Raw genomic sequence first — 23,892 nt, 5'->3', positions numbered from 1 at the left:
GCTTATTACTGAGTTTGCGAATAATAAAAAAATCAGTATATAAAATATCTCGATATTATTTTATTTATATTCATGCGTCGCATATGAAAGTTTATTCATAACAGTAAATATCTCTCCATTCTTAGTGATCTACCTCACCTTTTAAACGCGCTTGCCGAATTTTGTTATTTACTCTGACGAAAAATTGTCACGATACACGAAAGTTTTTCACAGGCGGCGACTCATGGATAAAGAACGCATCATTCAGGAATTTGTGCCCGGCAAACAGGTCACACTGGCGCATCTCATCGCGCATCCCGGTGAGGAACTGGCGAAGAAAATCGGCGTTCCGGATGCGGGCGCAATTGGCATTATGACGCTAACTCCCGGCGAAACGGCGATGATCGCCGGTGATTTAGCGCTGAAAGCCGCTGATGTGCATATCGGTTTTCTCGACCGCTTCAGCGGTGCATTGGTGATTTATGGCTCGGTGGGCGCAGTAGAAGAAGCGTTATCACAAACCGTCAGCGGTTTAGGTCGCTTATTAAATTATACGCTTTGTGAAATGACCAAAAGTTAATACGAGGCATTCATGAAACGAATTGCGTTTGTGGGTAGCGTCGGGGCAGGAAAAACAACGTTATTTAATGCGTTGCAGGGGAATTATATCCTCGCCAGAAAAACACAGACCGTGGAATTTAATGATAAGGGCGATATTGATACGCCGGGTGAATATTTTAGCCATCCCCGCTGGTATCACGCCTTAATTACCACGCTACAGGATGTAGACATGCTGATCTATGTCCATGGCGCAAATGACCCGGAAAGTCGGTTGCCTGCCGGGTTGCTGGATATTGGCGTCAGCAAACGGCAAATCGCCGTCATCAGTAAAACGGACATGCCAGATGCTGACGTCGCCGCAACGCGAAAGTTATTGCTTGAGACGGGTTTCGAAGAGCCGATTTTCGAGCTAAACAGCCACGACCCGCAAAGCGTGCAGCAACTGGTGGATTATCTGGCATCTCTCACCAAACAGGAGGAAGCAGGTGAAAAAACTCATCACAGCGAATGATATTCGTGAAGCACACGCGCGCGGCGAACAGGCAATGTCCGTGGTTCTGCGCGCCAGCATTATTACCCCGGAAGCCCGTGAAGTGGCGGATCTACTGGGTTTTACCATCACCGAATGTGATGAATCGATCCCGGTAACGGCGTCCGTGCCCGCCAGCGTGCCAGCCGACAAAACCGAAAGCCAGCGCATCCGCGAAACCATCATTGCCCAGCTGCCGGAAGGCCAGTTTACCGAAAGCCTGGTCGCACAGCTGATGGAAAAAGTGATGAAGGAAAAACAGTCGCTGGGCGATTTTGTCGTCGCCAGCGCCGGGCCGCACCTCGAATCCGTGATCGCCGGTCACGGAGCCGGGGCGCAAACCCTTTCTGAACAACGGCTGTGTCGGGTACTGAATATCGATATCGGCGGTGGCACCGCGAACTACGCCCTGTTCGATGCCGGAAAAATCAGCGGCACTGCCTGTCTCAACGTCGGTGGTCGCCTGCTGGAAACCGACAGCCAGGGGCGCGTGGTTTACGCTCATAAACCGGGGCAGATGATTGTGGATGAGTGCTTCGGTGCAGGCACTGACGCCCGTTCGCTGACCGGCGCGCAGCTGGTGCAGGTTACCCGGCGGATGGCGGCGCTGATTGTCGAAGTGATTGACGGAACGCTTTCGCCGCTCGCGCAGGCATTGATGCAAACCGGTTTGCTGCCCGCAGGTGTTACGCCCGAAATCATTACGCTTTCTGGAGGCGTGGGCGAATGTTATCGCCACCAGCCCGCCGACCCGTTCTGTTTTGCCGATATTGGCCCACTTCTGGCAACGGCGCTGCATGACCATCCGCGCCTGCGTGAGATGAATGTGCAGTTTCCGGCGCAAACCGTACGCGCCACGGTGATTGGCGCGGGTGCACATACCCTTTCGCTCTCTGGCAGCACAATCTGGCTGGAGGGCGTACAACTGCCGCTGCGCAATTTGCCGGTGGCGATCCCGATTGATGAAACGGATCTGGTGAGTGCCTGGCAACAGGCGCTGCTTCAGCTGGATCTTGATCCCAAAACTGACGTGTACGTGCTGGCGCTTCCCGCCTCGCTGCCTGTGCGTTACGCCGCGGTACTGACGGTCATCAACGCGCTGGTCGATTTCGTCGCGCGTTTTCCGAATCCGCATCCCCTGCTGGTGGTGGCCGGGCAGGACTTTGGTAAAGCTCTGGGCATGTTGTTGCGCCCACAGCTACAACAACTCCCGTTGGCAGTCATTGACGAAGTGATTGTCCGCGCGGGGGACTATATCGACATTGGTACGCCTCTTTTTGGCGGATCGGTTGTGCCGGTGACGGTGAAATCACTCGCATTTCCTTCCTGAGGGAACGACTTATGAAACTAAAGACCACATTGTTCGGCAATGTATATCAGTTTAAGGATGTAAAAGAGGTGCTGGCTAAAGCCAACGAACTGCGTTCGGGGGATGTGCTGGCGGGCGTTGCAGCGGCAAGCTCACAGGAGCGCGTGGCGGCAAAGCAGGTGTTGTCGGAAATGACCGTAGCGGACATCCGCAATAATCCGGTGATTGCCTATGAAGATGACTGCGTGACGCGGCTGATTCAGGACGACGTTAACGAAACGGCCTACAACCAGATTAAAAACTGGAGCATCAGCGAACTGCGTGAGTATGTGCTGAGCGATGAAACCAGCGTGGACGACATTGCCTTTACCCGCAAAGGGCTGACCTCGGAAGTGGTCGCGGCGGTAGCGAAGATTTGCTCCAACGCGGACCTGATCTACGGCGCGAAGAAAATGCCGGTAATCAAAAAGGCCAATACCACCATCGGTATTCCGGGCACCTTTAGCGCCCGTTTGCAGCCGAACGATACCCGTGACGACGTGCAAAGTATCGCTGCGCAAATCTATGAAGGGCTTTCCTTCGGGGTGGGCGATGCGGTGATCGGCGTTAACCCGGTAACTGACGACGTGGAAAACTTAAGCCGCGTGCTGGATACCATTTATGGCGTGATCGACAAATTCAACATCCCAACTCAGGGCTGCGTACTGGCGCACGTCACCACCCAGATCGAAGCGATTCGTCGCGGCGCGCCTGGCGGACTGATTTTCCAGAGTATCTGTGGCAGCGAAAAAGGGCTGAAAGAGTTTGGCGTGGAACTGGCGATGCTCGACGAAGCGCGCGCAGTGGGCGCAGAGTTCAATCGTATCGCCGGGGAAAACTGCCTCTACTTCGAAACCGGACAAGGCTCTGCGCTATCCGCTGGCGCTAACTTCGGCGCTGACCAGGTGACGATGGAAGCACGTAACTATGGGCTGGCGCGTCATTACGATCCGTTTATCGTCAACACCGTGGTCGGCTTTATTGGGCCGGAGTATCTCTACAACGACCGCCAGATTATCCGTGCTGGCTTAGAAGATCACTTTATGGGCAAGCTGAGCGGCATCTCTATGGGCTGTGACTGCTGCTACACCAACCACGCTGACTCTGACCAGAACCTCAACGAAAACCTGATGATCCTGCTCGCCACCGCAGGCTGCAACTACATCATGGGGATGCCGCTGGGTGATGACATCATGCTCAACTACCAGACCACCGCATTCCACGATACCGCCACTGTGCGTCAGTTACTCAACCTGCGCCCGTCACCAGAGTTTGAACGCTGGCTGGAAAGCATGGGCATTATGGCAAACGGTCGCCTGACCAAACGGGCGGGCGATCCGTCACTGTTCTTCTGATGACGCGGAGATAACACATCATGGATCAAAAACAGATTGAAGAAATTGTACGCAGCGTGATGGCGTCAATGGGACAAGCGGCCCCCGCGCCGTCAGAAGCAAAGTGCGCCACCACCAACTGTGCGGCACCGGTGACCTCGGAAAGCTGTGCGCTGGATTTAGGTTCCGCTGAAGCAAAAGCGTGGATTGGTGTTGAAAACCCGCATCGCGCAGACGTATTAACAGAACTGCACCGCAGCACCGTGGCCCGCGTTTGTACCGGTCGTGCCGGTCCGCGTCCACGTACTCAGGCGCTGCTGCGTTTCTTGGCCGATCACTCTCGTTCGAAAGATGCCGTACTGAAAGAAGTGCCGGAAGAGTGGGTGAAAGCGCAGGGCTTGCTGGAAGTACGCTCTGAAATTAGCGACAAAAATCTCTACCTGACTCGCCCGGATATGGGCCGCCGCCTGTGTGCAGAAGCTGTTGAAGCGCTGAAAGCACAGTGTGTTGCTAATCCGGACGTACAGGTCGTTATTTCTGATGGCCTGTCAACTGATGCCATCACCGTCAACTACGAAGAGATCCTGCCGCCGCTGATGGCGGGCCTGAAACAGGCCGGGCTGAAAGTCGGCACGCCATTCTTTGTTCGTTATGGTCGCGTGAAGATTGAAGATCAGATCGGTGAGATCCTCGGCGCGAAAGTGGTGATCCTGCTGGTGGGGGAACGTCCGGGGTTAGGGCAGTCAGAAAGCCTCTCCTGCTACGCCGTTTACTCGCCGCGTATGGCGACCACCGTTGAGGCCGATCGCACCTGTATCTCTAACATTCACCAGGGCGGCACGCCGCCGGTTGAAGCCGCAGCCGTCATTGTGGATTTGGCGAAACGTATGCTGGAGCAGAAAGCATCCGGCATCAACATGACCCGATAAGGAGGCATCATGCCAGCTTTAGATTTGATTCGACCGTCGGTAACCGCCATGCGGGTGATTGCCTCCGTTAACGCTGAATTTGCGCGTGAACTAAAATTGCCGCCGCATATTCGTAGCCTCGGGCTGATTTCTGCCGATTCTGACGACGTAACCTACATTGCGGCTGACGAAGCGACCAAACAAGCGATGGTCGAAGTGGTATATGGTCGCTCGCTGTATGCGGGAGCGGCACACGGCCCGTCACCGACTGCCGGTGAAGTGCTGATTATGCTTGGTGGGCCAAACCCGGCGGAAGTGCGTGCCGGTCTGGATGCGATGGTTGCACATATTGAAAATGGCGCAGCTTTCCAGTGGGCCAATGACGCAGAAAACACCGCCTTCCTGGCGCATGTGGTTTCGCGTACCGGTTCTTATCTTTCATCAACCGCCGGGATCACGCTTGGCGATCCGATGGCGTATCTGGTGGCACCGCCGCTGGAAGCGACCTACGGCATTGATGCCGCGTTGAAATCTGCCGACGTACAGCTGGTGACCTACGTCCCGCCACCGTCTGAAACCAACTACTCGGCAGCATTTTTAACCGGTAGCCAGGCCGCGTGTAAAGCAGCCTGTAACGCCTTTACCGATGCAGTGCTGGAAATCGCGCGTAATCCAATCCAGCGTGCGTAACGGAGGTTGCCGATGATCAATGCACTGGGATTGCTGGAAGTGGACGGCATGGTCGCCGCGATAGATGCAGCGGATGCCATGCTCAAAGCAGCTAACGTTCGTCTGCTCAGTCACGAAGTGCTTGACCCTGGTCGCTTAACGCTGGTGGTGGAAGGCGATCTGGCGGCGTGTCGTGCGGCGCTGGACGCAGGTTGTGCTGCCGCGATGCGTACCGGGCGTGTCATCAGCCGTAAGGAGATCGGTCGGCCAGACGATGACACCCAGTGGCTGGTTACTGGCTTTAACCGCCAGCCGAAGCAACCCGTAAAGGAACCCGACGCGCCAGTTATCGTCGCGGAATCTGCTGACGAGTTGTTGGCGCTGTTAACATCAGTATGTCAGGGAATGACGGCAGGAGAAGTGGCCGCCCACTTTGGCTGGCCGCTGGAAAAAGCCAGAAATGCGCTCGAACAGCTCTTTTCTGCCGGGACGTTACGTAAACGCAGTAGTCGTTATCGTCTCAAGCCCCATTAACCTGTCGGAGGTGCCGGGTGTCCTACAACACCCGGCATTAACATCATGAAAAAGACCCGTACAGCCAATTTGCACCATCTTTATCATGAACCCTTACCCGAAAACCTGAAGCTCACGCCGAAGGTCGAAGTGGATAATGTTCATCAACGACAGACAACGGATGTCTATGAACATGCTTTGACGATTACCGCCTGGCAGCAGATTTACGATCAGCTGCATCCGGGCAAGTTTCATGGTGAATTTACGGAAATTCTACTCGATGATATTCAGGTTTTTCGTGAATACACCGGTCTGGCGCTGCGTCAGTCGTGCCTGGTCTGGCCGAACTCGTTCTGGTTTGGCATTCCGGCGACGCGCGGTGAGCAGGGATTTATCGGTTCGCAATGTCTGGGAAGCGCAGAAATAGCGACGCGCCCCGGTGGAACCGAGTTTGAATTAAGTACGCCGGACGATTATACGATCCTGGGCGTAGTGCTGTCTGAAGATGTCATCACCTGTCAGGCTAACTTTTTGCACAATCCGGATCGGGTATTACATATGCTGCGTAGCCAGTCGGCGCTGGAAGTGAAAGAGCAGCATAAAGCCGCGCTGTGGGGCTTTGTCCAACAGGCGCTGGCGACGTTTTGCGAGAACCCGGAAAATCTCCATCAGCCTGCAGTGCGAAAAGTGCTGGGGGATAATTTGCTAATGGCGATGGGGGCGATGCTGGAAGAAGCGCAACCAATGGTGACGGCGGAAAGCATCAGTCATCAGAGTTACCGTCGGTTGCTTTCCCGCGCCCGTGAATATGTGCTGGAAAACATGTCCGAACCGGTGACGGTGCTGGATTTGTGTAATCAACTGCATGTCAGTCGCCGCACGCTACAAAACGCGTTTCACGCTATTTTAGGCATTGGCCCAAACGCGTGGCTGAAACGCATTCGCCTGAACGCCGTACGCCGCGAACTGATAAGCCCGTGGTCGCAAAGCACAACGGTAAAAGACGCCGCCATGCAGTGGGGATTCTGGCATCTGGGGCAATTTGCCACGGATTACCAGCAGCTGTTTGCCGAGAAGCCGTCGTTGACGTTGCATCAGCGGATGCGGGAATGGGGGTGAGGGAGTTACACCCAATCTCTGACCTTAATAAACTCACTTAACGCCGCTTCTGGGCTGCCATCTTTTGGCTGATAATCATACTCCCAGCGTACCAGTGGCGGCATTGACATCAGGATCGACTCGGTGCGCCCGCCAGTTTGCAGGCCAAACAGCGTGCCGCGATCCCAGACCAGATTGAACTCGACATAACGACCGCGACGGTAGAGCTGAAAATTGCGCTCGCGCTCGCCGTAGGCCATCGCTTTACGTCGCTCTACAATTGGTAAATAAGCGTCGGTGTAGCCTTTGCCTACCGCCTGCATAAAGGCAAAACAGTGGTCGAAATCTGGCGTGTTCAGATCATCAAAGAACAGCCCGCCAATGCCGCGCTGTTCGTTGCGATGTTTGAGGTAGAAGTAATCGTCGCACCACTTTTTGTAACGGGGATAAACGTCTTCACCAAATGGCAGGCACAGGTCACGGGCGGTGCGGTGCCAGTGAATGGCGTCTTCTTCAAAACCATAGAAAGGGGTTAAATCGAAGCCGCCGCCAAACCACCAAACGGGCTCTGCACCCGGTTTTTCGGCAATAAAAAAACGCACATTCGCGTGGCTGGTGGGAACATACGGGTTATGCGGATGCACTACCAGTGAAACGCCCATCGCCTCGAAACTGCGCCCGGCAAGTTCCGGGCGATGAGCGGTGGCGGAAGCAGGCATCGCCTCACCGTGGACGTGAGAAAAGTTGACGCCCGCCTGTTCGAAAACACCACCATTACGCAACACCCGACTGCGCCCGCCGCCGCCAGCTTCGCGCTGCCAACTATCTTCGACAAATTCTGCGCCATCGACGGCGGTCAGCTGCTGACAAATCGTATCCTGAAGGTTGAGCAGAAACTGTTTAACCTGGTGTGCGTCGGGTTTCATAACTTATCGCTTTTTCGAATGTGCTTTCTGGTTGTCGAACCAGTGGAAATAACTGATCACGCCTTCAGCAATCGCTGTGGCGATTTTCTGACGAAACGCCGCCGTGCCTAACAGCCGCTCTTCTTCCGGGTTGGTGATAAACGAGGTTTCCACCAGCACCGAAGGAACCGACGGCGATTTCAACACCACAAACGCGGCTTGTTCGGTGTTGCGGCTGTGCAGTTTATGCACCGGCTTAATCTTTTTCAGAATATGCGAGCCAAGCGTCAGGCTGTTTTTAATAGTATCGGTTTGCACCAGATCAAACAGTACTTGCTGCAATAGGTGATCCTTGTCAGTCGCCTTTTTACCGGCAACTTCATCGGCGCGGTTTTCGCGTTCAGACAGGTATTTCGCCATTGCGCTACTTGCCCCACGGTTAGAGAGGGCAAATACCGAAGCACCGGCAGCTTTCGGGTTGGTAAAGCCATCGGCATGAATTGACATAAACAGATCTGCGCCATGTTTATGGGCGATTTCAACGCGATCGTAAAGTGGGATAAACGTATCGCCAGAACGCGTTAAACGCGCATCAATCCCATGATTACGCAAAATGGAACGGACGTTTTTAGCAATCGCCAGCACCACATGTTTTTCTTTCGAACCGTTGCGTCCGATCGCTCCGGTATCAATTCCGCCGTGGCCTGGATCGAGAACAACGACACGTTTGCCGCCAGATTTTTTGGCTTTCGGCTTGCTGTGTCCGTTGCTGGTTTTTAAAGGTTCGTCTTTGGCAATGGCTTGCGACATTCCTGACAACGTCAGGGCAGCTAAACCGGCTTTCAGCACCTGGCGGCGCGAAGTGAGTGTTTTTAGTGGTTTAAAAGTGCTCATACGGCCTGAGTTGTAATAATAAAGTTCCAGATGTTATATCGTATCGCGTAATCCGTTACGACGGTTTGCTGTTGAGAATTGTTTTACTTTTCATTTCAATAGTTGACAACTCCCCATTATGCCACTTTTTCAACCGATTTTCGTCAGATATTGGCTAATTCGACCGTTCACGCCATAATCAGCCTTTTAACCCGCAAAAAGGTAACGAATACCATGGAGATACGCGTATTTCGCCAGGAAGATTTCGAAGAGGTCATCACCCTTTGGGAGCGTTGCGACTTGCTGCGTCCGTGGAACGATCCGGAAATGGACATCGAGCGTAAGATGAACCATGACGTCAGTTTGTTTTTGGTCGCTGAGGTAAACGGTGAAGTGGTCGGAACGGTGATGGGCGGTTATGACGGGCATCGCGGGTCTGCTTATTATCTTGGCGTGCATCCAGAGTTTCGTGGGCGTGGAATTGCCAATGCGTTGCTTAACCGGCTGGAGAAAAAGCTGATTGCTCGCGGCTGCCCGAAAATTCAGATCAACGTGCCGGAAGATAACGACATGGTGCTCGGAATGTATGAACGCCTGGGATATGAACACGCCGACGTGCTGAGTCTGGGTAAGCGTTTGATTGAAGATGAAGAGTACTGAGTTCCATCCTGTCCATTATGATGCGCACGGACGCCTGCGTTTACCCTTGCTCTTCTGGCTTGTGCTATTGCTTCAGGCGCGAACCTGGGTGCTGTTTGTCATTGCCGGTGCGTCGCGCGAGCAGGGTACTGCGCTGCTAAATCTGTTTTATCCCGATCACGATAATTTCTGGCTGGGGCTGATTCCCGGTATTCCGGCGGTGCTGGCGTTTTTGTTGAGCAGTCGGCGGGCTTCGTTTCCTCGCACCTGGCATGTGCTCTATTTTCTGTTGCTGTTGGCGCAGGTGGTTTTACTTTGCTGGCAACCGTGGCTGTGGCTGAACGGTGAATCCGTTAGCGGTATCGGTCTGGCGCTGGTAGTGGCGGATATTGTGGCGTTAATCTGGCTGCTGACCAATCGACGTTTACGCGCTTGTTTTAATGAAGAAAAAGAATAACGGCACTTTTTGGTGAATTTGCACTCCAAGCAACGTTATTGAATAACCAAAGGAAGTGACATGAAATCGCTGCGTTTAATGTTATGCGCTATGCCGTTGATGCTGACCGGCTGTTCCACGATGTCGTCAGTTAACTGGTCTGCCGCTAACCCGTGGAACTGGTTTGGATCGTCCACCAAAGTGAGCGAGCAGGGCGTGGGTGAATTAACGGCGTCCACACCACTGCAAGAACAAGCCATTGCTGATGCGCTTGATGGCGATTATCGCCTGCGCAGCGGAATGAAAACCGCGAACGGCAACGTGGTGCGCTTTTTTGAAGTGATGAAAGGCGACAACGTGGCGATGGTGATTAACGGCGATCAAGGCACGATCAGTCGCATTGACGTGCTGGATAGCGATATTCCTGCTGACACCGGTGTTAAAATCGGTACACCGTTTAGCGACCTTTACAGCAAAGCATTTGGCAATTGCCAAAAAGCTGATGGTGATGATAATCGTGCCGTCGAATGTAAAGCCGAAGGCAGTCAACATATTAGCTACCAGTTCAGCGGGGAATGGCGTGGTCCTGAAGGGTTAATGCCTTCGGACGATACCCTGAAAAACTGGAAAGTCAGTAAAATTATCTGGCGGCGTTAATTTGCGTCTGAACAAACCGCCGTCGCGAAAAAACACGTAAAATAGCGCTCAACAATGCCACGGATTGCGTGGCATTCTTATTTTCAGGAGGAACAATGTCTCAGGTTCAGAGTGGCATTTTGCCAGAACATTGCCGCGCGGCGATTTGGATCGAAGCCAACGTGAAAGGGGAAGTTGACGCCCTGCGTGCGGCCAGTAAAACATTTGCCGACAAACTGGCAACTTTTGAAGCGAAATTCCCGGACGCGCATCTTGGTGCGGTGGTTGCCTTTGGTAACAACACCTGGCGCGCTCTGAGCGGCGGCGTTGGGGCAGAAGAGCTGAAAGATTTTCCGGGCTACGGTAAAGGCCTTGCGCCGACGACCCAGTTCGATGTGTTGATCCACATTCTTTCTCTGCGTCACGACGTAAACTTCTCTGTCGCTCAGGCGGCGATGGAAGCCTTTGGTGACTGCATTGAAGTGAAAGAAGAGATCCACGGCTTCCGTTGGGTGGAAGAGCGTGACCTGAGCGGCTTTGTTGACGGTACAGAAAACCCGGCGGGTGAAGAGACGCGCCGCGAAGTGGCGGTTATCAAAGACGGCGTGGATGCCGGCGGCAGCTATGTGTTTGTGCAGCGTTGGGAGCACAACCTGAAGCAGCTCAACCGGATGAGCGTTCACGATCAGGATATGATGATCGGGCGCACCAAAGAGGCCAACGAAGAGATTGACGGCGACGAACGTCCGGAAACCTCTCACCTCACCCGCGTTGATCTGAAAGAAGATGGCAAAGGGCTGAAGATTGTTCGCCAGAGCCTGCCGTACGGCACCGCCAGTGGCACTCACGGTCTGTACTTCTGCGCCTACTGCGCGCGTCTGCATAACATTGAGCAGCAACTGCTGAGCATGTTTGGCGATACCGATGGCAAACGTGATGCGATGTTGCGTTTCACCAAACCGGTAACCGGCGGCTATTATTTCGCACCGTCGCTGGACAAGTTGATGGCGCTGTAAGCGTTTCTGATTCATTGATTAAAGGCCAGGCAGTAACATTACTGACTGGCCTTTTTATTACTGCTTTAACGCCGCATATACTTGATCAACTACCTTCTGTCAGAACAGGGTATTTTGCGGCGCTGACGCTACAACTAACAGCCAGCAGAGAAAGATAGAGCATTGTCCGTTTCATAATATCAGTCCAGATTGACGTTACGGCAGCCAAAGAGCGTGGTGAAAATAAACCCGCAAACCCATGCCACCAGAATCCCGCCAGCATAAACCGCCATTGCCGGAAGGATGCCTTGTGCGGAAGTCATCAGCGGCAGCGCCACCAGACCAGACGGCCCAAAGGCGCTGTTTAAGCCCATCGGCAGACCCCACCAGGCTATCAATCCGATAAACAAACCGCCCGCCGCGCCGCCTAAACAGGCGGTAACAAACGGCTTCATGCGGGGCAGGGTGACACCGTAAATCAGCGGTTCACCAACGCCCAGCAGGCCGGGAATAATCGCCCCGCGTACCTGACTGCGTAGCGCACTGTGCGGTTGCGCCCGCCAGTAGAGTGCCAGCGCCGCGCCCACCTGGCCCGCGCCTGCCATTGAAAGGATGGGAAATAAGCTGTTGAATCCCTGGCTGTCCATTAACGCGAGGTAAACAGGAATAAAGCCCTGATGCACGCCAAATACCACGGCGATCAGGAACAGCCCGGCTAAAACCGCACAACCGAACGGATTACTGTTCAGGTGCATAAACAGCCATGACATACCTTCGAATAACCAGCCACCCAGCGGCATAATGATCAGGTACGCAAGCGTAGCGGTGATCAGCAGGGTGATTAACGAGGTCAGCAGCATGTCGAGATCGTCCGGCATAAAGCGGCGCACCATGCCTTCAATGCGGGCGCAGGCCCACGCGGCAATCAGCACGCCGATAATATTGCCGCGCGGATCGATGGGCAGACCAAAGAAATCGTGAAAACCGGCGTAGTAACCGGTGGTTGCAGCGGGGTTATAACCGAGCAAAAAGAGTGCGGCAATAATTGCGCCATTGACGCCCGTGCCGCCATGCCTGGGCGGCGTTATAGCCCACCAGAATCACTAGGAAGGTGAACAAACCTTTGCTGAACACCTTCATAAAATTCAGCGCGTCGGGTAGCGTGCCCTGAGCATCTGCCGGAACGTGCATCACCGTGGCAATTAACGTCGCTATCCCCAGCAGCAGACCGGCGGCAATAAAACCGGGGATCAGCGGCGTGAAGATGGTGGCGAATTTGGCGAGAAATTGTTGCACGCCGGAGGTTTGTTTGGCTTTTAACTGACGTTTGTTCTGGGCGGCGATTTCTGCGGCATCCTGTACCGGTGCCTCGCCCAGCAGCTCGCTCATCGCTTTTGCGGCACGATGCGCTTTACCAGGCCCAAAAACGACCTGCACCTGGTCGCTGGTCAAAATGACGCCCTTCACGCCTTCCAGCGTTTTGATATTGGGATCAACCAGTGAACTGTCATGTACACCCAGACGCAGGCGCGTCATACAGTTACCACAACTGGCGATATTTCCCGGTCCGCCGACACGGGTAAGAATGGTGTTCAGAAGTTCACTGCTGATCTCTTTGGCCATGGGTTATTCCTTGTCTAAAACCTGACGAATAAAGCCGCCGTGTTGATCCAGGCGTTTTTTAGCTTCTGCGGCATCGAGATTTTTCAGCACCATCACAATGGCCGTTTTACAGTTGCGCTCGCAGGCAATTAACGCCGCTTCCGCTTGTTCGGCATTACATCCGGTGGCGTTTTTAACGATATTGACCTGGCGCACATGCAGTTTTTCGTTGGTGGCGACCACATCGACCATCAGGTTGCCGAACACTTTGCCGGATTTAATCATCAGCCCGGTGGAAAGCATATTGAGCACCAGTTTCTGCGCTGTACCTGCTTTCATCCGCGAAGAACCGGTAACAACTTCGGCACCTACAATCGGTGTAATGGCAAACTCAGCGGTGGTTGAAACGGCGCTCCCCGGATTACAGGAAATTCCCACTGTGCGGCAGCCGAGCTGGCGTGCGTATTCCAGTCCGGCAATCACATACGGCGTGCGACCGCTGGCAGCAATGCCAACCACCACATCCTGTGCCGTTAAATTAATATTTTTCAGATCGTTAACACCACCTTCCCGGCTATCTTCAGCGCCTTCCACCGCGTGCTGAATGGCATATTCGCCTCCAGCAATCAAACCAACCACCAGACCCGGTTTCACGCCGTAGGTGGGCGGACATTCGCTGGCATCCAGAATCCCCAGACGACCGGATGTTCCCGCACCGAGATAAATCAGACGACCGCCGCCGCTGACCTGGGCGTGGATAACATCGATCGCCGCGGCGATATCCGGCAGGACGCGATCAACGGCAAGCGGTACGGTTTTATCTTCATCGTTGATAATCCGGCACATTTCCAGCGTCGATACGCGGTCAATTTCAGCCGAGGCGGTGTTCGAGCCTTCAGTAATCATCTTTTCTAGTTGCATCGGTGGTGACCTTACTATTTACGATCAAATAATTGCAGATGTATGGAATCATATATCCCGAATTGACAGACTTAAAGGAATCATTGAGTCTACACTCGCAGAGTGTGAAGAGCGTCATAAGAACTTAAGCGGAATTTTTGCTGCCAGCCCAGGAGAGTGGAAGATGTTGTACCTGACGAAAATACGCAATGCGGAAAGTGTATTTACCGGGAACGAGCAAAAAATTGCTGACTTTCTGCGGGCCAGAGTGAGCGAGCTGAAATCCGTCTCTTCACGGCAGATGGCGAAACAGCTCGGTATCAGCCAGTCGAGCATTGTGAAATTTGCCCAGAAGCTCGGCGCGCAAGGATTTACTGAATTGCGTATGGCGTTAATTGGCGAATACAGTGCCAGCCGGGAGAAAACGAATGCCACGGCGCTGCACCTGCACAGTTCGATTACCAGTGATGATTCGCTGGAAGTGATTGCCCGCAAACTGAATCGCGAAAAAGAGCTGGCGCTGGAGCAAACCTGTGCGTTGTTCGACTACGCGCGGCTGCAAAAAATCATTGAGGTCATCAGTAAAGCACCGTTTATCCAGATAACGGGCCTGGGCGGATCGGCGCTGGTGGGGCGCGATCTGTCGTTCAAACTGATGAAAATTGGCTATCGCGTGGCCTGCGAAGCCGACACGCACGTACAAGCCACCGTTTCCCAGGCGTTGAAAAAAGGCGATGTACAAATCGCTATCTCTTACAGCGGCAGTAAAAAAGAGATTGTCTTGTGCGCAGAAGCGGCACGAAAGCAGGGGGCAACGGTGATTGCCATTACTTCTCTGGCTGACTCTCCGCTGCGGCGGCTGGCGCATTTCACGCTCGATACCGTTTCCGGTGAAACCGAATGGCGTAGCTCGTCGATGTCTACCCGCACGGCGCAAAATTCTGTTACCGATTTACTGTTTGTTGGTCTTGTGCAACTCAATGATGTGGCGTCATTGAAAATGATTCAGCGCAGCAGTGAGCTAACACAACGCCTGAAATGATGCATAAAGCAGCGACTGGATTGAGATTTTCCTGAATTAGTGGGCTGATCCGCAGCAATATTTTGTTTATCCTGTATTTTCAGAGGGAATGGAGTGTAACGCTCTGTATTAACAAGGAGAGCATTAAAATGGGTAAACTCACGGGCAAGACAGCACTGATTACGGGCGCATTGCAGGGAATTGGCGAAGGAATTGCCAGAACTTTTGCACGTCATGGCGCGAACCTAATCTTGCTGGATATCTCCCCTGAGATCGAAAAGCTAGCGGACGAACTGTGTGGTCGTGGTCATCGCTGTACGGCGGTTGTCGCCGATGTGCGTGACCCGGCGTCGGTAGCCGCAGCTATCAAACGCGCGAAGGAAAAAGAAGGGCGCATTGATATCCTAGTGAATAACGCAGGCGTTTGTCGTCTGGGCAGTTTCCTCGATATGAGCGATGAAGATCGCGATTTCCATATTGATATCAATATTAAAGGCGTATGGAACGTCACGAAGGCGGTGCTGCCGGAGATGATTGCGCGCAAAGATGGTCGCATTGTGATGATGTCTTCAGTCACTGGTGATATGGTGGCCGATCCTGGCGAAACGGCGTATGCCTTAACGAAAGTGGCGATTGTTGGCCTGACTAAATCGCTGGCGGTGGAGTACACGCAATCAGGTATTCGCGTTAACGCCATCTGCCCGGGATACGTCCGCACGCCAATGGCGGAAAGCATTGCCCGCCAGTCGAACCCGGAAGATCCAGAATCGGTGCTGACTGAAATGGCAAAAGCAATCCCGCTGTGTCGCCTCGCCGATCCGCTGGAAGTCGGCGAACTGGCGGCCTTCCTCGCATCGGATGAATCCAGCTATTTAACCGGTACACAGAATGTGATTGATGGCGGCAGCACACTGCCGGAGACGGTTAGCGTCGGTATCTGATTCACCTCTGTTTCCTCCCTGCATGTGTGGGGAGGATTTCGTCTTGAACTAAGTTCACCAGGCTATTTCATTTGTCATTTTGGCCCCGGGCAGTGCTCGAAATCCTCACGTACTATGTGTACGCTCCGGTTTCTCCGCGCTGTCCGTGTCCAAACTGCCTGCAACAATTACGCCTGTTGAACCAAGTTCTTATTCCCTTTTTAACTTCCAAATCACCAAACGGTATATAAAACCGTTACTCCTTTCACGTCCGTTATAAATATGATGGCTATTAGAAAGTCATTAAATTTATAAGGGTGCGCAATGGCCGTTAACTTACTGAAAAAGAACTCACTCGCGCTGGTCGCTTCTCTGCTGCTGGCGGGCCATGTACAGGCAACGGAACTGCTGAACAGTTCTTATGACGTCTCCCGCGAGCTGTTTGCCGCCCTGAATCCGCCGTTTGAACAGCAATGGGCAAAAGATAACGGCGGCGACAAACTGACGATAAAACAATCTCATGCCGGGTCATCAAAACAGGCGCTGGCGATTTTGCAGGGCTTAAAAGCAGACGTTGTCACTTATAACCAGGTGACCGACGTACAAATCCTGCACGACAAAGGCAAGCTGATCCCGGCTGACTGGCAGTCGCGCCTGCCGAATAATAGCTCGCCGTTCTACTCCACCATGGGCTTCCTGGTGCGTAAGGGCAACCCGAAGAATATCCACGACTGGAACGACCTGGTGCGCTCCGACGTGAAGCTGATTTTCCCGAACCCGAAAACGTCGGGTAACGCGCGTTATACCTATCTGGCGGCATGGGGCGCAGCGGATAAAGCTGACGGTGGCGATAAAGCCAAAACCGAACAGTTTATGACCCAGTTCCTGAAAAACGTTGAAGTGTTCGATACCGGCGGTCGTGGCGCAACCACCACTTTTGCCGAGCGTGGCTTGGGCGATGTGCTGATTAGCTTTGAATCGGAAGTGAACAACATCCGTAAACAGTATGAAGCACAGGGCTTTGAAGTGGTGATCCCGAAAACCAATATTCTGGCGGAATTCCCGGTGGCGTGGGTCGATAAAAATGTGCAGGCCAACGGTACGGAAAAAGCCGCAAAAGCCTACCTGAACTGGCTCTACAGCCCACAGGCGCAGACCATCATCACCGACTATTACTACCGTGTGAATAACCCGGAAGTCATGGACAAACTGAAAGATAAATTCCCGCAGACCGAACTGTTCCGCGTGGAAGACAAATTTGGCTCATGGCCGGAAGTGATGAAAACCCACTTCACCAGCGGCGGCGAGTTAGACAAGCTGTTAGCGGCGGGGCGTAAGTAATGTTTGCAGTTTCTTCAAGACGCGTGCTGCCGGGCTTTACTTTAAGCCTTGGCACCAGTCTGCTGTTTGTGTGCCTGATATTGCTGCTGCCGCTCTCTGCGCTGGTGATGCAGCTTTCTGAGATGAGCTGGGCGCAGTACTGGGAGGTGATCACCAACCCGCAGGTGGTCGCGGCCTACAAAGTGACGCTGCTGTCGGCGTTTGTGGCATCGATTTTTAACGGCGTTTTCGGTCTGCTGATGGCGTGGATTTTAACACGTTATCGCTTTCCGGGCCGCACGCTGCTTGATGCGCTGATGGATTTACCCTTTGCGCTGCCAACGGCAGTCGCCGGTTTAACGCTGGCCTCGCTCTTTTCCGTAAACGGTTTTTACGGTGAATGGCTGGCGAAGTTTGATATCAAAGTCACCTATACCTGGCTTGGTATTGCGGTGGCGATGGCCTTTACCAGCATTCCGTTTGTGGTGCGTACCGTGCAGCCGGTGCTGGAAGAGTTAGGCCCGGAATATGAAGAAGCGGCGGAAACGCTTGGTGCAACGCGCTGGCAGAGTTTCTGCAAAGTGGTGCTGCCGGAGCTTTCTCCGGCGCTGGTGGCGGGCGTGGCGCTGTCGTTTACCCGTAGTCTTGGTGAATTTGGCGCGGTGATTTTTATCGCCGGAAATATCGCGTGGAAGACGGAAGTGACGTCGCTGATGATTTTTGTGCGCTTACAGGAGTTTGATTACCCGGCAGCGAGCGCGATTGCTTCGGTGATCCTCGCGGCATCTCTGCTGCTGCTGTTCTCAATTAACACTCTGCAAAGTCGCTTTGGTCGGCGTGTGGTAGGTCATTAATGGCGGAAGTTACCCAATTGAAGCGTTATGACGCGCGCCCGATTAACTGGGGCAAATGGTTTCTGATTGGCATCGGGATGTTGGTTTCGGCGTTCATCCTGCTGGTGCCGATGATTTACATCTTCGTGCAGGCATTCAGCAAGGGGCTGATGCCGGTTTTACAGAATCTGGCCGATCCGGACATGCTGCACGCCATCTGGCTGACGGTGATGATCGCGCTGATTGCCGTACCGGTAAACCTGGTGTTCGGCATTCTGCTGGCCTGGCTGGTGACGCGCTTTAACTTCCCGGGACGCCAGTTACTGCTGACGCTACTGGACATTCCGTTTGCCGTATCGCCGGTGGTTGCCGGTCTGGTGTATCTGCTGTTCTACGGCTCCAACGGCCCGCTCGGCGGCTGGCTGGATGAACATAATCTGCAAATTATGTTCTCCTGGCCCGGAATGGTGCTGGTCACCATCTTTGTGACGTGTCCGTTTGTGGTGCGCGAGCTGGTGCCGGTGATGTTAAGCCAGGGCAGCCAGGAAGACGAAGCGGCGATTTTGCTTGGCGCGTCCGGCTGGCAGATGTTCCGTCGCGTCACATTGCCGAATATTCGCTGGGCGCTGCTTTACGGCGTGGTGCTGACCAACGCCCGCGCGATTGGCGAGTTTGGTGCAGTGTCGGTGGTTTCCGGCTCGATTCGCGGCGAAACACTTTCGCTGCCGTTACAGATTGAATTGTTGGAGCAGGACTACAACACCGTCGGCTCCTTTACCGCCGCCGCGCTGTTGACGCTGATGGCGATTATCACCCTGTTTTTAAAGAGTATGTTGCAGTGGCGCCTGGAGAATCAGGAAAAACGCGCGCAGCAGGAGGAGCATCATGAGCATTGAGATTGCCAATATCAAGAAGTCTTTTGGTCGCACCCAGGTGCTGAACGATATCTCACTGGATATTCCTTCTGGTCAGATGGTCGCGTTGCTGGGGCCGTCCGGTTCCGGGAAAACCACGCTGCTGCGGATTATCGCCGGGCTGGAGCATCAAACCAGCGGGCATATTCGCTTCCACGGCACCGACGTGAGTCGCCTGCACGCGCGCGATCGTAAAGTCGGTTTCGTGTTCCAGCATTACGCGCTGTTCCGCCATATGACGGTATTCGACAATATCACTTTTGGCCTGACGGTGCTGCCGCGTCGCGAGCGCCCGAATGCCGCAGCCATCAAAGCGAAAGTGACAAAATTGCTGGAAATGGTCCAGCTTGCGCATCTGGCGGATCGTTATCCGGCGCAGCTTTCCGGCGGCCAGAAACAGCGTGTGGCGCTGGCGCGCGCGCTGGCTGTAGAACCGCAAATTCTGCTGCTTGATGAACCGTTTGGCGCGCTGGATGCGCAGGTGCGTAAAGAGCTGCGTCGCTGGCTGCGTCAACTGCATGAAGAGCTGAAATTCACCAGCGTGTTTGTGACCCACGACCAGGAAGAGGCGACCGAAGTAGCCGATCGTGTAGTGGTGATGAGTCAGGGGAATATTGAACAGGCTGATGCGCCAAATCAGGTATGGCGCGAACCAGCGACCCGTTTTGTACTCGAATTTATGGGCGAAGTGAACCGCCTGCAGGGAACCATTCGCGGCGGGCAGTTCCATGTTGGCGCGCATCGCTGGCCGCTGGGCTACACACCTGCGTATCAGGGTCCGGTGGATCTCTTCCTGCGCCCGTGGGAAGTGGATATCAGCCGCCGTACCAGTCTCGATTCGCCGCTGCCGGTACAGGTACTGGAAGCCAGCCCGAAAGGTCACTACACCCAATTAGTGGTGCAGCCGCTGGGGTGGTACAACGAACCGCTGACGGTCGTGATGCATGGCGACGATGCCCCGCAGCGTGGCGAGCGTTTATTCGTTGGTCTGCAACATGCGCGACTGTATAACGGCGACGAGCGTATTGAAACCCGCGATGAGGAACTTGCTCTCGCACAAAGCGCCTGATAGGTTGAGTGAATGTTAAACGCCCGGAGGCGCTTCCCGCGATCCGGGCTTTTTAATGGCAAGGTTTGTAACCTGTAGGCCTGATAAGACGCGCAAGCGTCGCATCAGGCAACACCACGTATGGATAGAGATCGTGAGTACATTAGAACAAACAATAGGCAATACGCCTCTGGTGAAGTTGCAGCGAATGGGGCCGGATAACGGCAGTGAAGTGTGGTTAAAACTGGAAGGCAATAACCCGGCAGGTTCGGTGAAAGATCGTGCGGCACTTTCGATGATCGTCGAGGCGGAAAAGCGCGGGGAAATTAAACCGGGTGATGTCTTAATCGAAGCCACCAGTGGTAACACCGGCATTGCGCTGGCAATGATTGCCGCGCTGAAAGGCTATCGCATGAAATTGCTGATGCCCGACAACATGAGCCAGGAACGCCGTGCGGCGATGCGTGCTTATGGTGCGGAACTGATTCTTGTCACCAAAGAGCAGGGCATGGAAGGTGCGCGCGATCTGGCGCTGGAGATGGCGAATCGTGGCGAAGGAAAGCTGCTCGATCAGTTCAATAATCCCGATAACCCTTATGCGCATTACACCACCACCGGGCCGGAAATCTGGCAGCAAACCGGCGGGCGCATCACTCATTTTGTCTCCAGCATGGGGACGACCGGCACTATCACCGGCGTTTCACGCTTTATGCGCGAACAATCCAAACCGGTGACCATTGTTGGCCTGCAACCGGAAGAAGGCAGCAGTATTCCGGGCATTCGCCGCTGGCCTGCGGAATATCTGCCGGGGATTTTCAACGCTGCGCTGGTGGATGAGGTGCTGGATATTCATCAGCGCAATGCGGAAAACACCATGCGCGAACTGGCGGTGCGGGAAGGAATATTCTGTGGCGTCAGCTCAGGCGGCGCGGTTGCTGGAGCACTGCGGGTGGCAAAAGCTAACCCTGGTGCGGTGGTGGTAGCGATCATCTGCGATCGTGGCGATCGCTACCTCTCCACCGGAGTGTTTGGGGAAGAGCATTTTAGTCAGGGGGCAGGGATTTAAGGATTAATAGCATTGGAGACTGATGACAAACGCAAAACTGCCTGATGCGCTCCGCTTATCAGGCCTACAATGTTTCTGCAATATATTGAATTAGCAATATTTTTATGCCGGATCAGGCGTTTACGCCGCATCCGGCATAAACAAAGTGCACTTTGTCAATAATCTGATTTGTCGGCAGTTGTTGCTGCCGACAAATGCAGTTTTTAATTTTCGTGTGGAAAAGCAGTAAGGTCATCAATCATTTTTTGAAGTATTGGTGAGTCCTGACCGTCACCCCATTGAAGAATTTTTGCGGTAAGCTGATGACGCGCTAGTGCATTGAGTCCCATCTTTTTAAGTTTATGGGAGATTTTACCCATGACTTTGATCTGACCGAATGCAGTCGCGTAGGTAATCATATTGCTCTGGATAGAGCTCATTTCATCGGCTAGTAATTGCGCACGCACATCCTCTTCAAGAATACTGTCCATAGCGATGTATTTCATACCCCACATAGTTTCAATTAACATTTGAGGGAAATCAGCACAGTCCAGAACGGAGGCTATTTTCAAGTTCGTTTAGAGCATCAGCACCTTCATCGCTACCAAAAGGAGATTCTTCATCCCAGCAACACATATAAAGTGGATCAGTAAAATGGCACTGGAAGTTTGGGTGTGACGTTTTAAGATGTAACCCAATCTCTTCATCATCAAAATAGTAGAGATCCATGAAGTTAAAGTCTGGAGTTTCTTGATATCCTTTTTTCATTTTTGCGGCAATCAATTTACTGGCTTCTTTCAGACACTGTTCTTCATTATCGAATTCTTTTGTATGGAATTTACCAATACTACCTACCTTGCCATAGTTGACAGCTAAACTATCCCCCAAAATTTATTCTATTTTTCATCGTGATAAATAAAGCATTTTTTCATGTTACCTCCTGTAAATGCCTTACCAAAGCGGATTAATTTCCTTCCGCAGGCACCGTTTTATCCGTCTGCGCAATTAACGCATGTAAAAAAGGCTGTGCGTTCTCATCGCTCTTACCGGGGATCTTCACGATATACGGCTTCCCGGTAATCGATGACGACGAAGCTACCTTATCAATAAACTGCTCGGCAGTGTCAATGCGGTTACGGGTATTGCCGAGCTTCAGACGCAGGTGGGAAACCGCTTCATCGCAGGTATGTTCATCACCGTTGCGCACAAATATCAAATCCTTTTTCTGTGCTAATCCCTCCAGCATGGCGTTGATGCGGGCTTCTTCATGAACAGTTAACTTCGCGTAAGCGGGGAGTGTCATTAGCAGCGTAATGGCCAGACAAATGATTTTCTTCACTGAATTACCTTATCTTTGTTTTGTAATAGCCGATTTGACTGCCAGAATCAGGTAAAGTTTCGGTTGGAATACGATGAGGATCATCGGCAAGGAGAAAAAATTAAATGAGTAGTTTGTTGTTGTTTAACGATAAGAGTAGGGCGCTGCAGGCGGATATCGTCGCCGTGCAGTCGCAGGTAGTGTACGGAAGCGTAGGCAACAGCATTGCGGTGCCTGCTATAAAACAGAACGGCTTGAATGTCTTTGCCGTGCCGACGGTATTGCTGAGCAATACGCCGCATTATGACACTTTCTACGGTGGTGCGATTCCGGACGAATGGTTTAGCGGCTATTTGCGTGCGCTTCAGGAGCGTGATGCGCTGCGCCAACTTCGTGCTGTAACCACGGGCTATATGGGAACGGCATCGCAAATCAAAATCCTTGCCGAGTGGCTGACTGCGCTACGCAAAGACCATCCTGACCTATTGATCATGGTCGATCCGGTGATTGGCGATATTGATAGCGGAATTTATGTCAAACCTGACCTTCCCGAGGCGTATCGACAATATTTACTGCCGCTGGCGCAGGGAATTACCCCCAATATCTTTGAGCTGGAAATCCTGACCGGTAAAAATTGCCGCGATCTCGACAGTGCCATTGCTGCCGCAAAAAGTCTGCTTTCAGACACATTAAAATGGGTGGTGATTACCAGCGCCTCCGGTAATGAAGAAAATCAGGAGATGCAGGTGGTGGTGGTCAGTGCCGACAGCGTGAATGTCATTTCCCATTCACGGGTAAAAACCGACCTGAAAGGGACTGGCGACCTGTTTTGTGCTCAGCTTATCAGTGGTTTGCTGAAAGGGAAGGCGTTAAACGATGCGGTGCACCGTGCGGGGTTGCGCGTACTGGAAGTGATGCGCTACACCCAGCAGCATGAGAGCGATGAATTGATTTTGCCGCCGCTGGCGGAAACATAAAAAATGGCGCCGATGGGCGCCATTTTTCACTGCGGCAAGAATTACTTCTTGATGCGGATAACCGGGGTTTCACCCACGGTTACGCTACCGGACAGTTTGATCAGTTCTTTGATTTCGTCCATGTTGGAGATAACAACCGGAGTCAGGGTAGACTTGGCTTTCTCTTCCAGCAGCGGCAGATCAAATTCAATGACAGTATCGCCAACTTTCACGCGCTGACCTTCTTCAGCAATACGCTTGAAGCCTTCGCCTTTCAGTTCAACGGTGTCGATACCGAAGTGGACGAACAGTTCAACGCCGCTATCAGATTCGATAGAGAACGCGTGATTGGTTTCAAAGATTTTACCAATGGTACCGTCTACAGGCGCGACCATTTTGTTACCCGTTGGTTTGATAGCAATACCATCACCAACGATTTTTTCCGCAAAAACGACATCCGGCACGTCTTCGATATTGACGATCTCGCCAGAGAGCGGAGCAATGATCTCAATAGTTCCGGTATCCTTTTTGTCGTCGGAAACCAGAGATTTCAGTTTATCGAACAAACCCATGATCTTCTCCTAAGCAGTAA

General features: G+C 53.0%; 25 protein-coding genes and 3 pseudogenes. 20 read left to right on the top strand and 8 right to left on the bottom strand.

Going from position 1 to position 23,892, the window contains the following annotated elements; genetic code table 11:
* Positions 1–223: 223 nt before the first annotated feature.
* Genes eutS through eutR form a run of 8 tightly spaced genes read left to right on the top strand, consistent with a single transcriptional unit; the run spans position 224 to position 6,960 of the window.
* Complete coding sequence (gene eutS / locus ACUU1M_RS01210; protein ID WP_000356956.1) at positions 224–559, top strand: ethanolamine utilization microcompartment protein EutS; 336 nt, start codon at positions 224–226, stop codon at positions 557–559.
* Between the two features lie 12 nt (positions 560–571).
* Positions 572–1,051, top strand: a complete 480-nt coding sequence (gene eutP, locus ACUU1M_RS01205; RefSeq protein WP_000820759.1) for an ethanolamine utilization acetate kinase EutP — start codon at positions 572–574, stop codon at positions 1,049–1,051.
* A complete protein-coding gene (gene eutA, locus ACUU1M_RS01200; RefSeq protein WP_000733910.1) occupies positions 1,026–2,399 on the top strand; it encodes an ethanolamine ammonia-lyase reactivating factor EutA in 1,374 nt (457 codons plus the stop codon). The genes eutP and eutA overlap by 26 nt, the downstream gene beginning before the upstream one ends.
* 11 nt (positions 2,400–2,410) lie before the next feature.
* Positions 2,411–3,772: an ethanolamine ammonia-lyase subunit alpha gene (gene eutB, locus ACUU1M_RS01195; RefSeq protein ID WP_000769969.1), complete on the top strand. Its 1,362-nt coding sequence runs from the start codon at positions 2,411–2,413 to the stop codon at positions 3,770–3,772.
* 20 nt (positions 3,773–3,792) lie between these two features.
* Positions 3,793–4,680, top strand: coding sequence for an ethanolamine ammonia-lyase subunit beta (eutC, locus tag ACUU1M_RS01190; protein WP_000372314.1), 888 nt, complete (start codon positions 3,793–3,795; stop codon positions 4,678–4,680).
* Between the two features lie 9 nt (positions 4,681–4,689).
* Entirely contained in the window at positions 4,690–5,349 is a 660-nt protein-coding gene (gene eutL, locus ACUU1M_RS01185) for an ethanolamine utilization microcompartment protein EutL (RefSeq protein ID WP_001111038.1), read from the top strand.
* Positions 5,350–5,361: 12 nt separating this feature from the next.
* Positions 5,362–5,862, top strand: a complete 501-nt coding sequence (gene eutK / locus ACUU1M_RS01180) for an ethanolamine utilization microcompartment protein EutK (RefSeq protein ID WP_005047162.1) — start codon at positions 5,362–5,364, stop codon at positions 5,860–5,862.
* A gap of 45 nt (positions 5,863–5,907) precedes the next feature.
* Positions 5,908–6,960 (top strand): HTH-type transcriptional regulator EutR, encoded by a 1,053-nt coding sequence (eutR, locus tag ACUU1M_RS01175; RefSeq protein ID WP_000753686.1) that lies wholly within the window; start codon positions 5,908–5,910, stop codon positions 6,958–6,960.
* Positions 6,961–6,965: 5 nt separating this feature from the next.
* Here the strand turns inward: eutR and hemF are convergent, their stop codons facing one another.
* Positions 6,966–7,865 carry an oxygen-dependent coproporphyrinogen oxidase gene (gene hemF / locus ACUU1M_RS01170; RefSeq protein ID WP_000801367.1) on the bottom strand — a complete coding sequence of 300 codons (900 nt, stop codon included), beginning with the start codon at positions 7,863–7,865 and terminating at the stop codon, positions 6,966–6,968.
* A 3-nt stretch (positions 7,866–7,868) separates the two neighbouring features.
* Positions 7,869–8,738, bottom strand: coding sequence for an N-acetylmuramoyl-L-alanine amidase AmiA (gene amiA, locus ACUU1M_RS01165; RefSeq protein ID WP_000102891.1), 870 nt, complete (start codon positions 8,736–8,738; stop codon positions 7,869–7,871).
* A 213-nt stretch (positions 8,739–8,951) separates the two neighbouring features.
* On the opposite strand from amiA, the gene ACUU1M_RS01160 reads away from it, so the two are divergent.
* The 4 genes from ACUU1M_RS01160 (at position 8,952) to yfeX (ending at position 11,444) form a co-directional block, all read left to right on the top strand.
* Entirely contained in the window at positions 8,952–9,377 is a 426-nt protein-coding gene (locus ACUU1M_RS01160; protein WP_000406000.1) for a GNAT family acetyltransferase, read from the top strand.
* Positions 9,364–9,813, top strand: coding sequence for a DUF2919 domain-containing protein (locus ACUU1M_RS01155; protein WP_024260795.1), 450 nt, complete (start codon positions 9,364–9,366; stop codon positions 9,811–9,813). The genes ACUU1M_RS01160 and ACUU1M_RS01155 overlap by 14 nt, the downstream gene beginning before the upstream one ends.
* 60 nt (positions 9,814–9,873) lie before the next feature.
* Positions 9,874–10,449, top strand: coding sequence for an RpoE-regulated lipoprotein (locus tag ACUU1M_RS01150; RefSeq protein WP_000838944.1), 576 nt, complete (start codon positions 9,874–9,876; stop codon positions 10,447–10,449).
* 95 nt (positions 10,450–10,544) lie between these two features.
* Entirely contained in the window at positions 10,545–11,444 is a 900-nt protein-coding gene (gene yfeX, locus ACUU1M_RS01145; RefSeq protein WP_005076213.1) for a porphyrinogen peroxidase, read from the top strand.
* An 88-nt stretch (positions 11,445–11,532) separates the two neighbouring features.
* Here the strand turns inward: yfeX and ACUU1M_RS01140 are convergent.
* From ACUU1M_RS01140 to murQ, 3 genes and pseudogenes are all read right to left on the bottom strand, one after another.
* Positions 11,533–11,619 (bottom strand): annotated as a pseudogene (locus ACUU1M_RS01140) (hypothetical protein); the annotation flags it as partial.
* A gap of 4 nt (positions 11,620–11,623) precedes the next feature.
* Positions 11,624–13,046, bottom strand: a pseudogene (murP, locus tag ACUU1M_RS01135) (PTS N-acetylmuramic acid transporter subunit IIBC).
* A 3-nt stretch (positions 13,047–13,049) separates the two neighbouring features.
* A complete protein-coding gene (gene murQ / locus ACUU1M_RS01130; RefSeq protein WP_001175640.1) occupies positions 13,050–13,946 on the bottom strand; it encodes an N-acetylmuramic acid 6-phosphate etherase in 897 nt (298 codons plus the stop codon).
* A gap of 163 nt (positions 13,947–14,109) precedes the next feature.
* Here murQ and murR point away from each other — a divergent pair, with 163 nt between their 5' ends.
* From murR to cysM, 7 genes are all read left to right on the top strand, one after another.
* Complete coding sequence (gene murR / locus ACUU1M_RS01125) at positions 14,110–14,967, top strand: HTH-type transcriptional regulator MurR (RefSeq protein ID WP_000966463.1); 858 nt, start codon at positions 14,110–14,112, stop codon at positions 14,965–14,967.
* A 128-nt stretch (positions 14,968–15,095) separates the two neighbouring features.
* Entirely contained in the window at positions 15,096–15,887 is a 792-nt protein-coding gene (ucpA, locus tag ACUU1M_RS01120; RefSeq protein ID WP_000517445.1) for an SDR family oxidoreductase UcpA, read from the top strand.
* Positions 15,888–16,190: 303 nt separating this feature from the next.
* Positions 16,191–17,207 carry a thiosulfate/sulfate ABC transporter substrate-binding protein CysP gene (cysP, locus tag ACUU1M_RS01115; RefSeq protein ID WP_000290222.1) on the top strand — a complete coding sequence of 339 codons (1,017 nt, stop codon included), beginning with the start codon at positions 16,191–16,193 and terminating at the stop codon, positions 17,205–17,207.
* Positions 17,207–18,040: a sulfate/thiosulfate ABC transporter permease CysT gene (gene cysT / locus ACUU1M_RS01110; protein ID WP_000458420.1), complete on the top strand. Its 834-nt coding sequence runs from the start codon at positions 17,207–17,209 to the stop codon at positions 18,038–18,040. Before cysP ends, cysT begins: the two co-directional genes overlap by 1 nt.
* Positions 18,040–18,915 carry a sulfate/thiosulfate ABC transporter permease CysW gene (cysW, locus tag ACUU1M_RS01105; RefSeq protein WP_000852686.1) on the top strand — a complete coding sequence of 292 codons (876 nt, stop codon included), beginning with the start codon at positions 18,040–18,042 and terminating at the stop codon, positions 18,913–18,915. The genes cysT and cysW overlap by 1 nt, the downstream gene beginning before the upstream one ends.
* Entirely contained in the window at positions 18,905–20,002 is a 1,098-nt protein-coding gene (gene cysA, locus ACUU1M_RS01100) for a sulfate/thiosulfate ABC transporter ATP-binding protein CysA (protein WP_000021054.1), read from the top strand. The genes cysW and cysA overlap by 11 nt, the downstream gene beginning before the upstream one ends.
* Positions 20,003–20,135: 133 nt before the next feature.
* Entirely contained in the window at positions 20,136–21,047 is a 912-nt protein-coding gene (gene cysM / locus ACUU1M_RS01095) for a cysteine synthase B (RefSeq protein WP_005076194.1), read from the top strand.
* Positions 21,048–21,250: 203 nt separating this feature from the next.
* Here cysM and ACUU1M_RS01090 read toward each other — a convergent pair.
* Both ACUU1M_RS01090 and ACUU1M_RS01085 read right to left on the bottom strand, forming a co-directional pair.
* Positions 21,251–21,958, bottom strand: a pseudogene (locus ACUU1M_RS01090) (WGR domain-containing protein).
* Positions 21,959–21,990: 32 nt separating this feature from the next.
* Positions 21,991–22,365 (bottom strand): YfeK family protein, encoded by a 375-nt coding sequence (locus tag ACUU1M_RS01085; protein ID WP_000719924.1) that lies wholly within the window; start codon positions 22,363–22,365, stop codon positions 21,991–21,993.
* A 104-nt stretch (positions 22,366–22,469) separates the two neighbouring features.
* Here ACUU1M_RS01085 and pdxK point away from each other — a divergent pair, with 104 nt between their 5' ends.
* Positions 22,470–23,321: a pyridoxine/pyridoxal/pyridoxamine kinase gene (gene pdxK / locus ACUU1M_RS01080; RefSeq protein ID WP_000096661.1), complete on the top strand. Its 852-nt coding sequence runs from the start codon at positions 22,470–22,472 to the stop codon at positions 23,319–23,321.
* A 41-nt stretch (positions 23,322–23,362) separates the two neighbouring features.
* On the opposite strand, the gene crr is transcribed toward pdxK, so the two are convergent.
* Entirely contained in the window at positions 23,363–23,872 is a 510-nt protein-coding gene (crr, locus tag ACUU1M_RS01075; protein WP_000522247.1) for a PTS glucose transporter subunit IIA, read from the bottom strand.
* Between the last annotated feature and the right edge of the window lie 20 nt (positions 23,873–23,892).

The sequence above is a fragment of the Shigella sp. SIG6 genome, assembly GCF_053555815.1.
This window is presented reverse-complemented; position numbering and strand designations above follow the sequence as displayed.

Coding starts and splice junctions, on each gene's coding strand:
- cysT (WP_000458420.1), top strand. CDS start 17,207: ATGTTTGCAGTTTCTTCAAGACGCGTGCTGCCGGGCTTTACTTTAAGC.
- eutR (WP_000753686.1), top strand. CDS start 5,908: ATGAAAAAGACCCGTACAGCCAATTTGCACCATCTTTATCATGAACCC.
- eutB (WP_000769969.1), top strand. CDS start 2,411: ATGAAACTAAAGACCACATTGTTCGGCAATGTATATCAGTTTAAGGAT.
- eutP (WP_000820759.1), top strand. CDS start 572: ATGAAACGAATTGCGTTTGTGGGTAGCGTCGGGGCAGGAAAAACAACG.
- eutL (WP_001111038.1), top strand. CDS start 4,690: ATGCCAGCTTTAGATTTGATTCGACCGTCGGTAACCGCCATGCGGGTG.
- cysP (WP_000290222.1), top strand. CDS start 16,191: ATGGCCGTTAACTTACTGAAAAAGAACTCACTCGCGCTGGTCGCTTCT.
- amiA (WP_000102891.1), bottom strand. CDS start 8,738: ATGAGCACTTTTAAACCACTAAAAACACTCACTTCGCGCCGCCAGGTG.
- ACUU1M_RS01160 (WP_000406000.1), top strand. CDS start 8,952: ATGGAGATACGCGTATTTCGCCAGGAAGATTTCGAAGAGGTCATCACC.
- eutC (WP_000372314.1), top strand. CDS start 3,793: ATGGATCAAAAACAGATTGAAGAAATTGTACGCAGCGTGATGGCGTCA.
- murR (WP_000966463.1), top strand. CDS start 14,110: ATGTTGTACCTGACGAAAATACGCAATGCGGAAAGTGTATTTACCGGG.
- cysA (WP_000021054.1), top strand. CDS start 18,905: ATGAGCATTGAGATTGCCAATATCAAGAAGTCTTTTGGTCGCACCCAG.
- ACUU1M_RS01155 (WP_024260795.1), top strand. CDS start 9,364: ATGAAGAGTACTGAGTTCCATCCTGTCCATTATGATGCGCACGGACGC.
- pdxK (WP_000096661.1), top strand. CDS start 22,470: ATGAGTAGTTTGTTGTTGTTTAACGATAAGAGTAGGGCGCTGCAGGCG.
- crr (WP_000522247.1), bottom strand. CDS start 23,872: ATGGGTTTGTTCGATAAACTGAAATCTCTGGTTTCCGACGACAAAAAG.
- ACUU1M_RS01150 (WP_000838944.1), top strand. CDS start 9,874: ATGAAATCGCTGCGTTTAATGTTATGCGCTATGCCGTTGATGCTGACC.
- murQ (WP_001175640.1), bottom strand. CDS start 13,946: ATGCAACTAGAAAAGATGATTACTGAAGGCTCGAACACCGCCTCGGCT.
- eutK (WP_005047162.1), top strand. CDS start 5,362: ATGATCAATGCACTGGGATTGCTGGAAGTGGACGGCATGGTCGCCGCG.
- hemF (WP_000801367.1), bottom strand. CDS start 7,865: ATGAAACCCGACGCACACCAGGTTAAACAGTTTCTGCTCAACCTTCAG.
- eutS (WP_000356956.1), top strand. CDS start 224: ATGGATAAAGAACGCATCATTCAGGAATTTGTGCCCGGCAAACAGGTC.
- yfeX (WP_005076213.1), top strand. CDS start 10,545: ATGTCTCAGGTTCAGAGTGGCATTTTGCCAGAACATTGCCGCGCGGCG.
- cysW (WP_000852686.1), top strand. CDS start 18,040: ATGGCGGAAGTTACCCAATTGAAGCGTTATGACGCGCGCCCGATTAAC.
- ucpA (WP_000517445.1), top strand. CDS start 15,096: ATGGGTAAACTCACGGGCAAGACAGCACTGATTACGGGCGCATTGCAG.